This is a genomic window from Ensifer sp. CCNWLY38 (assembly GCF_037120565.1).
In the GTDB taxonomy this organism is placed as follows: Bacteria; Pseudomonadota; Alphaproteobacteria; order Rhizobiales; family Rhizobiaceae; genus Ensifer; species Ensifer adhaerens_H.
Genome location: NZ_JBBBBO010000005.1, coordinates 207490 through 220532, shown reverse-complemented (window position 1 = coordinate 220532; position 13043 = coordinate 207490). Strand labels below are relative to the sequence as shown.

The following is a 13043-nucleotide window of genomic DNA, read 5'->3' as shown; positions in this document are numbered from 1 at the left end:
CGTCAAATCCCAGAACGTCCAACACAAGCCCGTGCTCACCCGTCACCTCACTCCAACGTGACTTCCCGTTGATGCGTGGCCGGCGTATGTAATGAACTCCCCCATAAGGAGTAGGCCGACGGCCCCCAACGAAGTGACGCCATGACATCCGCAGACCGTTCTTTCATTCGCCCTTTTGCACTGGCTTTCGGGCTGTTCGCAGCCGCTGGTGCACCGGCCGGGGCACAGGACGGACAGGTGATCAAAGGCGTCGTGGAACTGTTCACCAGCCAGGGCTGTTCCTCCTGCCCGCCGGCCGATGCGGCACTGAAGGCCCTTGTCGATGGAGGTGACGTCGTGGCGCTCGCCTACCATGTCGACTACTGGAACTATCTCGGTTGGGCGGACACCCTGGCCTCCAAGGAAAATACCGAACGGCAATACGCCTATGCGCGCATGCTCGGCCGCAATGGCGTCTATACGCCCCAGGCGATCCTGAACGGGCGCGACCATGTCAACGGCGGCAATCTTCAGGCGATCAAGACGCGGCTGGAGACGATGAAGGCCGAAGGCAAGGGGCTTGCCGTTCCCGTCGAGGCGAAGATTGAGGGCGAAGAAATCCAGATCAACGTCGGTAGCGGCATCGGCAAGGCGAACGTCGTCGTCGTCTATTTCGACCGCGCGAAAGTGGTGAAGATGGAGAAGGGGGAGAACAGCGGCAAGGAAATCCCCTACTGGCATGCCGTGCGCGACATTCAGACGATCGGCATGTGGGACGGAAAGCCGGCAACCTTCACCCTTCCCGCAACGGTTCTGACCGAGCGGCCCGGCAACAGCGGCTGTGCCGTTCTCTTGCAATCGATGAAGGACAAGGAAACGCCGGGCGCGATCATCGGCGCCACGGCCGTGCTCGCCGGCCCGCAAGGCAAATTGTAAGCGGGCGCGGCGCAAGGGGGTGGTTCGGCCCGGCAGCATCGAGGGGCTGGGGCTGAGGGTTCGAAGTTACCGGACCGAACCGGCCATGGCTGCGTTCGGTGAACTCCCGCAGCATGACGACCTGACCGGACATACGGTGGCAACGACTCTGTCCGTCAGCGCTCGCGAGTTTTGCGGTGAATTGGGGCGGCGGTTTGACTGAAATGGGGCAGAGGTAAGAAATGCCCACATCGTCCAACGGCTTCCGGCTTGCTTTTCGGCTCACGTCAGGCACACTGTTATCGTTCTGTCACAACAGAAGGCCGGATTGCCGATGACCGATGAGCCGGATTTGCCGCAAGGCGAGGCGCGCCATCAGCGCGAGACCACTTCCGAAGTGGTCGTCGATCTTCACGAATACAAGAACGCCAAGAACCCTCCCCCCATCACTTTCCATCGCCGCGAGTTGGACCAGATCCTTTGGGTCTACGGTCGAATGGTCGGCGAAGGCGAGTGGCGGGACTACGCCATCGACCACCTGAAGGACCGCGCGGTCTTCTCGGTGTTCAAGCGTTCGGGCGAAATGCCGCTCTACCGGATCGAGAAGAACCCGAAGCTGTCGACGAAACAGGGCGCCTATAGCGTGCTGAACATTCACGGCACGATCCTGAAACGCGGCCATGAGCTCGCCCAGGTGCTCAAGGTGTTCGACAAGGTCCTGAAGCTGGTGGAAACCTGAAGCAGGTCGCGCGAAAGTGCGCGGCGGTTTGCAATAACGACATGCGAAATATCAGAAACTTGAAGCGCTGGGAGCGGACTGCAAGATCGCGACGCGCCTTGAGACCTGATCCGCACCGGCGTCCCGGTGAGATGCGCGGCGACCTCTTCCGACGCTGGGCTTTGACCTGCCCCGGGACGGCTCACTGCAATCAGCGCATGTCGGGCGTCCGCGAGGCGGCGATCAGTTCTGATAAAGCGTGTCCGGATAGACGTCTTCCGGCGGATCGCTCGTCTGGCCCTCGCCAAGCGCGAGCTGCATGATCGCCGTGTCGAGCCAACGGCCATGCTTGAAGCCAGTCGCTTTCATCGTGCCCTGATGCTCGAAGCCGAGCGAGCTGTGTACGGCGATCGACGCCGGGTGGGCACCGCCGATCACCGCAACCATCTGCCGGAAGCCGAGCTCGGTGCAACGACGAATGAGTTCGACAAGCAGCGCCTTGCCGGCACCCTTGCCGCGCGCTTCCGGCGCCAGGTAGATCGAATCCTCGACCAGAAAGCGATAGGCCGTGCGCGTCCGGAAGGCGGACGCATAGGCATAGCCGACGATCGATCCGCTGCCATCGCATGCGACCATATAGGGGTAGCCGTTGTTGATGATCGTCTCGAAGCGGTTTCGCATCTCCGCCTCGGAAGGCGGTTCGATCTCATAGGTGGCGACGCCGTTCAGAACGGACTCGCGGTAGATCGCGGTGATGGCAGGAAGGTCGGCCAAGGCGGCGTCACGCAAACTCAGGGACATGGCGGCAAACTGCATCTCGAGGTTTCGTCGTCCTTCACTCCCATGAGGCCGGGACGCGATCAACTATTTCCGGCAACAAAAAAGGCGGCCGAGGCCGCCTTTTCCGCTATTCATTTCAAGCTTAGTTGTTCCGGTTGCCCATGAACTGCAGCAGGAACATGAACAGGTTGATGAAGTCGAGGTAGAGCGTCAGAGCGCCCATGATCGCCTTGCGGCCGGCAACGGTGCTGTCGTCGGCTTCATAGTACATTTCCTTGATCTTCTGCGTGTCGTAGGCGGTAAGGCCAGCGAAGATCAGAACACCGATCACGGAGATCGCGAAGCCGAGGGCCGACGAAGCAAGGAAGATGTTGACGATCGACGCGATGATCAGGCCGAAGAGGCCCATGATCAGGAACGTGCCGAAGCCCGACAGATCCTTCTTGGTCGTGTAGCCGTAAAGTGACAGCGCACCGAACGAAGCGGCCGTGACGAAGAACGTCTGCACGATGCTCTGGCCGGTGAAGACCAGGAAGATCGACGACAGCGACAAGCCCATCAGGGCGGCGTAGATCCAGAACGCCGTCTGTGCTGCGGAGACGCTCATCGAATTAATGCGGAAGCTCATGAAGAAGACCATCGCCAGCGGCGCCAGCATCACGACCCACTTCAGGGGCGAAGCGTAGATGAGCTGGGCGAATGCCGGATTGGAGGCGGCAAGCGCATAGGTTCCGTAAGCTGCCACGCCTGTGATCGCCAGGCCCAGGGCCATCAGGTTGTAGACCTTCAGCATGTACGCGCGAAGGCCCTCATCGATCACGGCACCCGCCTGAGCGCCGGCGGGCGACATTCGGGTTTGGTAGTTTCTCAGATCAGCCATTGTTTCCTCATTTAAGCTCCGGTGGAAGTTACGGTGTCGGGCGGCGAACGTCTGCTTTGGAAGGCTGGCTTCCACGCCCAGGCGCCGCTGCGGAGCTCCAGCATGCCTGTGGATAAATATGATGCCGAAACCCGTTGCGTACAAGACCCGAAACCGCTGGATTCGAACGGATCCGGCCGTTTCCGGCAAGCGCGACGGGGATTTACGGTTAACTTCACCGCTCAAAGCTCTCGCAGGACCGGCGCCGCCTTCTGGCCGAGAATACGCCAGGTACCGGCAAGACCGATGCCGACGGTCATCACCAGCGCTCCTACAACCGTCAGGATGGCGACATCCGGCAGGAAGCTTGACGGCAGCGTCATGATGCGGCTGACGACGAACCAGGCGGCAACTCCGCCGGCAAACAGCGCGAAAACCGCGGTTGCGAGGCCGAGAATGGCATATTCGTAGCTGAATGCCCGGATGAGGGTCGCGCGCGTCGCACCCAGCGTTTTCAGCACCACGGCATCATGGACGCGCGCCCGGTTGCCGGCGGCGAGCGCACCGGCAAGCACCAGGACGGAGGCGACGAGCGCCACCGCGGCCGCCGCCCGGATGGCCGTTGCTAACTGTCCAAGCAGCCCGTTCACGATGTCGAGAGCATCCTTCACACGCACGCTGGTGATCGTCGGATAGGCGTTGGTGACGGCCTTCAGCACCGCCGCCTCCTCTTCCGGCGTCGCTGCCGGATCGATGACCGTTGCCAGCCATGCATGCGGCGCACCGGCAAAGGTGTTCGGCGAAAACACCATGACGAAGTTGATCGAAAGCGATTCCCACTCGACGTTGCGGAAATTGGCGATCTTGGCGGTGATGTTGCGGCCAAGCACGTTGACGGTCACGGTATCGCCGATCTTCAGGCCGAGTTCGCCGGCCTCTTCCGCCGAGAAGGAAACCAGGGGCTCGCCGCTATAGTCGGTCGGCCACCACGTGCCCGCTGAAAGCGTCGAGTTCTCCGGCTTGTTCTTGGCATAGGTGATGCCGCGGTCGCCGCGCAGCACCCATTGGCCGCCGGGCGGCACGTTGCGGCTGTTCACGTCCGCGCCGTTGAAGGCAATGATCCGGCCGCGCAGCATCGGCACCTCGATGACCTTGCCCTTCGGGATCGTTCGGTTGAGCACCGAGCGGAAGCCTTCGATCTCGTTGCCCTGGATATCGACGAAGAAGAAGTTCGGCGCCCTCTCCGCCATGTTGCCGGTAAGCTCGCGGCGCAGATTGCCGTCGATCAGAGCCAGCGTCACAAGCAGCGCCAGCCCGAGGCCGAGCGACAAGACGACGGAAGACGTGAGCGCGCCGGGGCGATGGATATTGCCGATCGCCAGCCTGAGGGCCGGCGAGCTGACCCGCGGGCTGCGGCGCGCGAGCCAGGCGATCGCGAGCGCAACGACGCGCAGGACAATGAAGGCAAAGGCGATCGCGCCCAGGAACACGAGCGAAATATAGCGGTCGTAGGCCGTCCAGATCGCGAGCCCCGCGAGTGCTGCAAGACAAGCGACGGCGCCGAGCAAATAGGGCCATGCCGGAAAGCCGGTGGGGTCGAAGCCTTGCTGGCGGAAGAGCGCGGTTGCCGGAATGGCCCGTGCCCGGCCAAGTGGCAGGATGGCGAAGGTCAGCGCCGTCAGCACGCCGAAGAGCGCAGCAAGACCGAGCGCGCCCGGATAGAGATGAAACTCCGTCGAGATCGGCAATAGGTCGGCCAGGAACTGCGCGGCGATAAAGGGGATCAGCATGCCAAGCAACAGGCCGATCACGATGCCGATCAAGGCGATCATCAGGATCTGCGCGAGATAGATCATCGCCACCAGTGAAGCAGGAGCGCCCAGGCATTTGAAGGTGGCGATCACGCTGCGCTTCTGATCGAGATAGGCGCGCACCGCGTTGGCAACGCCGACACCGCCGACGATGAGCGCCGTCAGGCCGACAAGCGTCAGGAACTGCGAGAAGCGGGTGATGTTCGCCGTCAACGACGGCGCGGCGTTGGCACTGGTGCGGATCGACCAGCCGGCCGCCGGAAAGCGCTTCTCGGCATCGGTGCGAATGGCCGCGAGCCGCGCCGGGTCGGCGACCTTTACCTTGTAGCTGTGCTCGACAAGGCTTCCTGTCTGCACCAGGCCGCTGGCGGTGAGCGCCTCGGCCGAGACCATGAGGCGGGGAGCAAAGCCGAAGCCGTCGGACAAGGCGTCCGGCTCGCGCACGATCGTGCCGGCGATCCGGATCCTGGCGTTGCCGAGAAGGATCTCATCTCCGACCTGCACGCCAAGACGGTCGAGCAGCAGCGGTGCCACGACGGCGCCAAAGGTCTCGCCATCGCGCACCAACAGCTCATGCAGCGGACGGTTCGGCTCGCTCTCCAGTGCACCGTAGAGCGGATAGGCAGCGTCGACCGCCTTCAGTTCGACCAGCGCCTGGTTGGATCCGTCGGGCAACCGCGCCATTGACCGCAAGCCGGCGGAAACCGCGACAGTTCCGAGACTGTCGAGATAGGCCCGCTCGTCCGTTGTCGCCACGCGATTGTTGAGCTCGAAGCGGATGTCGCCGGCAAGCAGTTCCTGCCCCTGCATAGCGATCGTCGCCGTGATCGATTGCGACAACGAATTGACGCCGGCAATCGCCGCGGTCCCGAGCGCGATGCAGGCAAGGAAAATGTAGAAGCCTCTGAGCCCGCCGCGCATTTCGCGCAGCGCCAGGCGAAGAGCAAGCAGCGGCCGCAGCCGAACCGATGACGCGCCGCTCATGCCGAGGCCGCCTCCTGGCGCGGCGTCACCGCAAGCGGCCCCGCCTCGCCGCCGGCGACGATCTCGCCGGAGCGGACGCGGACTTGCCGCACACAACGTGCGGCAAGAGCCGCATCATGCGTCACGAGCACGAGTGTCATGCCGCGGTCATGCTGTTCGGCGAAAAGCAGATCGGCGATCTGGCGTCCGGTTTCGGCGTCGAGGTTGCCCGTCGGCTCGTCGGCGATCAGCAGTTTCGGCGAAGGCGCCAAGGCGCGAGCGATCGCCACGCGCTGCTGTTCACCGCCGGAAAGCTGGCCGGGATAGTGGCTGAGCCGCTCGCCGAGACCGACGGCGACGAGTTCCTTGCGCGCGATCTCGAAGGCGCCGGCAACATTCGCGAGTTCGAGCGGCACCGCGACGTTTTCGAGCGCGGTCATGTTGGGGATGAGGTGGAAGGACTGGAAGACGATGCCGATGTTGCGCCCACGGAAGTCAGCCACCCGGTCCTCATCGAGCCGATGCAACGGCGTACCGTCGATCACGATCTCGCCGCTATCCAGCCGCTCGAGCCCGGCAAGCACCATCAACAGCGTCGACTTGCCCGAACCCGACGGACCGACGATGCCGACGGACTCGCCGGCATTGATCGTCAGGCTCATGCCCTTCAGCACGTGCACCGAGGCCGCCGCCTCCCCGAGGGTCAGATCCGCGTTTTTGAGTTCGATGATGGTGCTGGCCAAGCGAAACAACCCTATATGAACGAAATGGGGAACAGAAACGGCATTCGGGATTTAGGAACAGGCCCATGGCATTAAAAGGATTTCAACGGGTTTTCTTGGCACTGACGATGACAATTGCGTTATCATCGGCAGCACGCGCCGAGACAATCAGCCTCGTGGGGTTCGGCGACAGCCTGATGGCGGGCTATCAGCTTCCGCCGCAGGACGCCTTCCCCGCTCGGCTCGAAAAGGCGCTGAAGGAAAAGGGCCTGGACGTGACGATCGCGAACGCCGGCGTTTCCGGCGACACCTCATCCGGCGGCCTTGCCCGCATCGACTGGTCCGTGCCCGATGGCACGAAGGGCGTGATCCTCGAACTTGGCGCCAACGACGCGTTGCGCGGCATCCCGCCGGAAGAGACCCGCAAGAACATCGAGGCGATGATTACGCGCCTGAAGGACCGCGGTATTCCGGTGCTGCTCGCGGGCATGATGGCACCGCCGAACATGGGCGCCGACTATGCCGCCCGCTTCAACCCGATCTTTCCGGAGCTCGCCAAAAAATATGGGCTGGAACTCTACCCGTTCTTCCTCGACGGCGTGGTGACCGAGGCGAAGCTCAAGCTGGAAGACGGCATGCATCCCAATGGCGACGGCGTCGGCGTAATGGTCGAGAAGGCACTGCCCGTCGTCGAACGCTTTCTGGCAACGCTGAATAAGAAGGAGTGATGACATCGTCCACAGTTAAGGGAACGTTAATATTCGTAAGTGTCAAATACTAGTTGCGTGCAGACTCGATGCGTGATTCGCTGAGACATCTGCAAGAGATTCGGGGAGCTCGCCATGCCGAGACTATTCACCGCCCTCGAAATTCCGCGCAATGCAGCAATGAGTCTTTCGTTGCTGCGCGGAGGACTTCCCGGAGCTCGCTGGATAGATGTGGAGAACTACCACATCACCTTGCGCTTTATCGGTGACGTCGACTGGCGCACCGCAGACGAGATCATCGACAAGCTTGACCGGATCGAAAGACCGGAGTTCCAGCTGCAGCTGACCGGCACCGGCGCCTTCGGCTCGAAGAAGCCGCATTCGGTCTGGGCCGGTGTCAGCAATCATCCGGAAATGTATGCGCTGCAGGCGGAGATCGAACGCATCTGCCAGCGGCTCGGTTTGCAGCCGGATCCGCGCAAGTTCACCCCGCATGTGACGCTCGCCAGGCTGCGCTCCAGCCGCGTCGAGGATGTCGTCGAGTACCTTTCCGGGCGCGGCAACTTCATGACCTCGGCCTTTGCCGTGTCACGCTTCGTGCTTCTGTCATCGCGCGATTCGGTTGGCGGCGGACCTTACCTAACGGAAGAGGTCTTCCCGCTTCACGAGGCGCGGTCGCCGAGCCTTTCGAGCAACGACGAGCATCCGGCCTCGAGCGTCTGGTAGAGCGCCTCGAAGGCTTCCGGTCCTTCGTAATAGGGATCCGGGACATCCTGATTGCGGCCGGACGCATAGTCGAGGAAGAGATGCACCTTCTCGGCCGCATTGGCGGGCGCCAACCGCTTGAGCGTGCGGACATTGTTTTCGTCCATGCCGAGGATCAGGTCGAAATCCCGGAAATCCTCCGATCCGACCTGGCGCCCGCGCAGCGCAGAGATATCGATCCCGTGCCGCCGCGCCGCCTGGATCGAGCGGCTGTCGGGCGGATCGCCGATGTGCCAGGCACCAGTTCCGGCCGAATCCACCTGCAGCGCCGGTGCTAATCCCTGTTGCTCGGCCAACGATCGCAGCACGCCTTCGGCCAGCGGCGACCGGCAGATATTGCCGAGACAAACGAAAAGAACTCTGACCGGTTTCATGCTATTCAAATTCGACAGGACTGCAGATGGATGCGCACTTATACGCGGCAGCTCGGCCTTCGAATAGGTCGATGTGTGGGAGAGAGACGATGACTGCGGAAAAGCTCGACGAAGCGACGATTGCCGAAAACCTGCACAAGATGGAAGGCTGGGTGCGAGCCGAAGACGGCACCTCGATCTGGAAGGCATTCCGCTTCAAGAATTTCGTCGAAGCCTTCGGTTTCATGACCGAGTGCGCGATCGTCGCCGAAAAATTCAACCATCATCCCGAATGGTTCAACGTCTACAATCGCGTCGACGTGACCCTGACCACCCATGATGCCGGTGGGCTGACAGAACTCGACTTCAAATTGGCGGCGCGCATGGACAAGGCGGCGGCCGGCCGGATGCCGGATCATTTGAAATAGCACGGCCGATCCCCATATTGAGAAACGCCAGAGCATCCCGCTTTCACGCGGAGAGCGGATAAGATGTTCTGGCATCAAAGTGCTGGAGCGTCGGAAGCGGGACGATGGACGACATCAAGATCGGTGAAATTCTCTTGCCTGGCGAAGAATCCGAGCAGGAACGCAGGGAAAAGCGCGTGAAGCGACGCTTCTGGCCGACCTTCCGCCGGGCCGCACGCCAGATCCCCTTCAGCCGCGATCTGGTCGCCGCCTATTACTGCGCTATCGATCCGAAGACGCCGACGCGCACCCGCGGCATCCTGCTGGCCGCGCTCGCTTATTTCGTCCTGCCGCTCGACTTCCTGCCCGACGTGCTGGCAGTGGTCGGTTTTTCCGACGACGTGGCGGTGCTGACCGCGGCCTTCGCCGCCATCAGCGGCCAGATCAAGGAAACGCACTATACCAAGGCCGACGAGACGCTGGCCGACACGCCTGAGGGCTGATGTTGAAAGCCGGCCGCCAGGTTGTGGCGCCCCATTCCTGCCCGAAAGTCAAACTCTTGCCCGAATCTTTGTGGCATAGACTTGCAAATGACGCTGATCGCACGCTTAGGCGCGGCTGGCGCCATGCAATGGCTTGGGGCAGGAAACCTTCTGGAACAGCATTCCGAGGCGACGCGCATCCGGCATCGACCCTTGGTTCGCTCACCGCGAATCATCGGGTGAAAGGCGCTGGGGCAAATGGGGCAAACCGCTCCATTTCGGGGCTAAACCCGCGGTTTTCAGCCTTCGTTGACGGTTTGGTAACCTGAATTAAGTCAAAACAAATCAAATGACGACTACGCGTCGCCCGTCTGACCTGTTTCGGGTGATCGAAGAGCAAGAAAAGCGGCAGGACCTCATGTTTGTAAGAAAGATCGCAACCGCAATCGCACTCGTTCTGGCGACCGCCAGCATGGCTGCCGCCCAGTCTCCGACGCGCATCCAGCAGTTCAACGCCTGGGGCGCCTATTCCTACAGCGCCGGCGGCGGCAAGGTCTGCTACGTCCTTTCGGTTCCGAAGGAAAAGAGCCCGGCCGGCGTCGACCACGGCGACATCTTCTTCCTCGTATCCCAGCGCCCGGGCCAGAACATCAGCTATGAGCCGCAGGCGATGATGGGCTACGCCCTTCAGGAAAACTCCAAGGTCAACGTCGTCATCGACGGCCGCACCTTCGTGATGTTTACCAAGGGCAACTCCGCCTGGGTGGAAAACGCGGCCGAAGAACCGGCACTCGTCGCCGCGATGAAGACCGGCAAGGCCATGTCGGTCAACGCCAAGTCGCGCAAGGGCACGGCCACGTCCTACTCCTATTCGCTCTCGGGCATCTCGGCTGCGCTGAAGCAGATCGAAGCCTGCAAGTAAGCCAGGCATGTCACGCAGTGTGCAGCGGTCTTGCGGCACAACAGGCGTGAAAGCCATGGCGAAGAACCAGGCATTGGGCCGGCTGCGAAGCCGGCCTATTGCGTTCAAAGGGTCTGCCTCGTGACTCCTGGCCAAAACAATGCTAAAGCCCGCGCAACTTGAGAGCCTCCGCGCCCTGATTGGCCGCTTTCGATGGCTCGACCGATTTCAATTCGCGCATCAGGACGAATTCCGGACCCGCTCTCCGGACGGCCTCACGCTGTACGACAGGACATCACGAGCATGGCAGCCACTGAAATTCTGAACCGGGTGGAGATCGCTAGGGCACCGCAGGTGCGCGCAGCGCCTGAAGCGGAGAAGCCGTCGCTGATCGGCCTCCTGCGCGAGGACATGGCCAAGGCCCTCGTCGAAAAGGGCGTGCCGGAGCGCCAGGTCAAGATGCGCGTCAGCCAGCTCTGGCACTGGCTCTACGTGCGCGGCGTCTCCGACTTCGACCACATGACGAACGTGTCCAAGGACATGCGCGAGATGCTGAAGCAGCATTTCACCATTGCCCGGCCCGAGATCGTCGAGGAACAGATCTCCGGCGACGGCACCCGCAAGTGGCTCCTGCGCTTCCCGGCCCGCGGCGCCGGCCGCCCGGTCGAGATCGAGACCGTTTACATCCCCGAAGAAGGCCGCGGCACGCTCTGCATTTCGAGCCAGGTCGGCTGCACACTCACCTGTTCCTTCTGTCACACCGGCACGCAGAAGCTGGTGCGCAATCTGACGGCCGAAGAAATCCTGGCGCAGCTGCTGCTTGCCCGCGACCGGCTCGGCGATTTCCCGGAGCGCGACACGCCACAGGGCGCGATCGTGCCCGCCGAGGGCCGCAAGATCACCAACATCGTGATGATGGGCATGGGCGAGCCGCTCTACAATTTCGAACACGTCAAGACCGCACTGCTGATCGCGTCTGACGGCGAGGGCCTGTCGCTCTCCAAGCGCCGCATCACGCTCTCGACCTCCGGCATCGTGCCGGAAATCTACCGCACCGGCGAAGAGATCGGCGTCATGCTGGCGATCTCGCTGCATGCGGTGCGCGACGACCTGCGCGACATGCTGGTGCCGATCAACAAGAAGTACCCGCTGAAGGAACTGATGGACGCCTGCCGCGCCTATCCGGGGCTTTCCAACGCCCGCCGCATCACCTTCGAATATGTGATGCTGAAGGACGTCAACGACAGCCTCGAAGACGCCAAGCAACTGGTGAAGCTCCTGAAGGGGGTACCGGCGAAGATCAACCTCATCCCCTTCAACCCGTGGCCTGGCACCAACTACCAGTGCTCCGACTGGGAACACATCGAGAAGTTTGCTGACTTCATCAACCAGGCCGGTTATGCCTCTCCGATCCGCACGCCGCGCGGTCGCGACATTCTCGCCGCCTGTGGCCAGCTGAAGTCGGAATCCGAGCGCATGCGTAAGGTCGACCGCCTCGCCTTCGAGGCAATGATGATCGCCAATCACGGCGAGGACTGAGACGAACCGCCCACCCCGCGGCGGTTTGCCGATCCCGGCTCTCCGGGATCGATGAAGAACTTTGATGGGTGATGCAGTTCCTATCGATTGATTTCATGTCACCGGTTTCCTAAGAAAGCGGGAAATCAATTGGAGGACAACCCATGCGCTCACTTCTCATCGCCCTTGCCGCTACGGTGGCATTCACCCTGCCCGCCCGCGCCGATGAGGTGACCGTCGCCGTGACCGCGATCGTCGAGCATCCGGCGCTCGATGCCGCCCGCGACGGCGTGAAGGATGCGCTGGCCGCCGCCGGCTACAAGGAAGGCGAGAACCTCAAGTTCATCTACGAGTCGGCGCAGGGCAACCCGGCAACCGCCGCCCAGATCGCCCGCCAGTTCGCCGGTGAGGCACCGAATGTGATCGTGCCGATCTCGACGCCGTCGGCCCAGGCCGTCGTCTCCTCGACCCGCGACATTCCGGTTGTCTTCACCGCCGTTTCCGATCCGCTCGGCGCGCAGCTCGTCAAGGACATGGATAAGCCCGGCGGCAACGTCACCGGCCTCTCCGACATGTCGCCGGTTGCCGAACACGTCGCGCTGATCAAGGAAATCCTGCCGAACGCCAAGTCGATCGGCTACCTCTACAATTCCGGTGAAGCCAACTCCGTTTCGTTGCTCGCCGTGCTGAAGACCGAAGCCGAAAAGGCCGGCCTGACCGTCGTCGAATCCGCCGCCACCAAGTCGGCCGAAGTCCAGGGTGCTGCCCGCGCCCTCGTCGGCCGCGCCGACGCGATCTACGTTCCGACCGACAACACGATCATTTCCGCACTTGAAGGCGCCGTGGCTGTGGCTGAAGAAGCCAAGCTGCCGCTCTTCACCGCCGACACGGATTCGGTTGCCCGCGGCTCGCTCGCAGCCCTCGGCTTCAACTACCACGACGTCGGCAAGCAGACCGGCGACGTGGTTGTGCGCATCCTTAAGGGCGAAAACCCGGGCGACATCGCCGTCAAGGTCGCCGCCGGTTCCGACCTGGTGATCAACAAGAAGGCCGCCGAGAAAATGGGCGTCACCCTTCCGGAAAGTGTCGTAAAGCGCGCAACGCGCGTCGTTGAATAAGGCTTTCGGCCTTTTCAGGTTCAAGTTTGTTGCGTTTTGCCCGCC

Annotated in this window: 14 protein-coding genes; 9 read left to right on the top strand and 5 right to left on the bottom strand. The window is 62.3% G+C overall.

The features are described 5' to 3' along the window. The first annotated feature begins 141 nt into the window (after window positions 1-141). Together V7S54_RS13050 and V7S54_RS13045 are read left to right on the top strand one after the other, a co-directional pair. Window positions 142-915: a DUF1223 domain-containing protein gene (locus V7S54_RS13050; protein WP_082616169.1), complete on the top strand. Its 774-nt coding sequence runs from the start codon at window positions 142-144 to the stop codon at window positions 913-915. A 313-nt stretch (window positions 916-1228) separates the two neighbouring features. Then, window positions 1229-1633 (top strand): DUF2794 domain-containing protein, encoded by a 405-nt coding sequence (locus V7S54_RS13045; protein WP_065374081.1) that lies wholly within the window; start codon window positions 1229-1231, stop codon window positions 1631-1633. Window positions 1634-1855: 222 nt separating this feature from the next. On the opposite strand, the gene V7S54_RS13040 is transcribed toward V7S54_RS13045, so the two are convergent. The 4 genes from V7S54_RS13040 to V7S54_RS13025 form a co-directional block, all read right to left on the bottom strand. After that, window positions 1856-2413: a GNAT family N-acetyltransferase gene (locus V7S54_RS13040; protein WP_065374234.1), complete on the bottom strand. Its 558-nt coding sequence runs from the start codon at window positions 2411-2413 to the stop codon at window positions 1856-1858. 121 nt (window positions 2414-2534) lie between these two features. Further along, a complete protein-coding gene (locus V7S54_RS13035; protein WP_065374080.1) occupies window positions 2535-3272 on the bottom strand; it encodes a Bax inhibitor-1/YccA family protein in 738 nt (245 codons plus the stop codon). A 221-nt stretch (window positions 3273-3493) separates the two neighbouring features. Then, on the bottom strand, window positions 3494-6046 hold the full coding sequence (locus tag V7S54_RS13030; RefSeq protein WP_065374079.1) for an ABC transporter permease: 2553 nt from the start codon (window positions 6044-6046) through the stop codon (window positions 3494-3496). Next, window positions 6043-6768: an ABC transporter ATP-binding protein gene (locus tag V7S54_RS13025; protein ID WP_065374233.1), complete on the bottom strand. Its 726-nt coding sequence runs from the start codon at window positions 6766-6768 to the stop codon at window positions 6043-6045. Before V7S54_RS13025 ends, V7S54_RS13030 begins: the two co-directional genes overlap by 4 nt. A gap of 65 nt (window positions 6769-6833) precedes the next feature. Between V7S54_RS13025 and V7S54_RS13020 the strand changes: the two genes are divergently transcribed. Together V7S54_RS13020 and thpR are read left to right on the top strand one after the other, a co-directional pair. Further along, window positions 6834-7475, top strand: coding sequence for an arylesterase (locus tag V7S54_RS13020; protein WP_065374078.1), 642 nt, complete (start codon window positions 6834-6836; stop codon window positions 7473-7475). Window positions 7476-7589: 114 nt separating this feature from the next. Beyond that, complete coding sequence (gene thpR / locus V7S54_RS13015) at window positions 7590-8180, top strand: RNA 2',3'-cyclic phosphodiesterase (protein ID WP_065374077.1); 591 nt, start codon at window positions 7590-7592, stop codon at window positions 8178-8180. Here thpR and V7S54_RS13010 read toward each other — a convergent pair. Further along, window positions 8117-8593, bottom strand: a complete 477-nt coding sequence (locus tag V7S54_RS13010) for a low molecular weight protein-tyrosine-phosphatase (protein ID WP_065374076.1) — start codon at window positions 8591-8593, stop codon at window positions 8117-8119. The genes thpR and V7S54_RS13010 overlap by 64 nt on opposite strands. 89 nt (window positions 8594-8682) lie before the next feature. On the opposite strand from V7S54_RS13010, the gene V7S54_RS13005 reads away from it, so the two are divergent. The 5 genes from V7S54_RS13005 to V7S54_RS12985 all read left to right on the top strand — a co-directional run bounded on the left by V7S54_RS13005 (window position 8683) and on the right by V7S54_RS12985 (window position 12998). Then, window positions 8683-9000, top strand: a complete 318-nt coding sequence (locus V7S54_RS13005) for a 4a-hydroxytetrahydrobiopterin dehydratase (RefSeq protein WP_065374075.1) — start codon at window positions 8683-8685, stop codon at window positions 8998-9000. 104 nt (window positions 9001-9104) lie between these two features. Next, on the top strand, window positions 9105-9482 hold the full coding sequence (locus V7S54_RS13000; protein ID WP_057254903.1) for a YkvA family protein: 378 nt from the start codon (window positions 9105-9107) through the stop codon (window positions 9480-9482). A gap of 397 nt (window positions 9483-9879) precedes the next feature. Next, complete coding sequence (locus V7S54_RS12995; RefSeq protein WP_065374232.1) at window positions 9880-10383, top strand: invasion associated locus B family protein; 504 nt, start codon at window positions 9880-9882, stop codon at window positions 10381-10383. A 282-nt stretch (window positions 10384-10665) separates the two neighbouring features. Further along, entirely contained in the window at window positions 10666-11901 is a 1236-nt protein-coding gene (gene rlmN, locus V7S54_RS12990) for a 23S rRNA (adenine(2503)-C(2))-methyltransferase RlmN (protein WP_057254902.1), read from the top strand. A 143-nt stretch (window positions 11902-12044) separates the two neighbouring features. After that, complete coding sequence (locus V7S54_RS12985; protein WP_065374074.1) at window positions 12045-12998, top strand: ABC transporter substrate-binding protein; 954 nt, start codon at window positions 12045-12047, stop codon at window positions 12996-12998. Window positions 12999-13043: the final 45 nt, after the last annotated feature.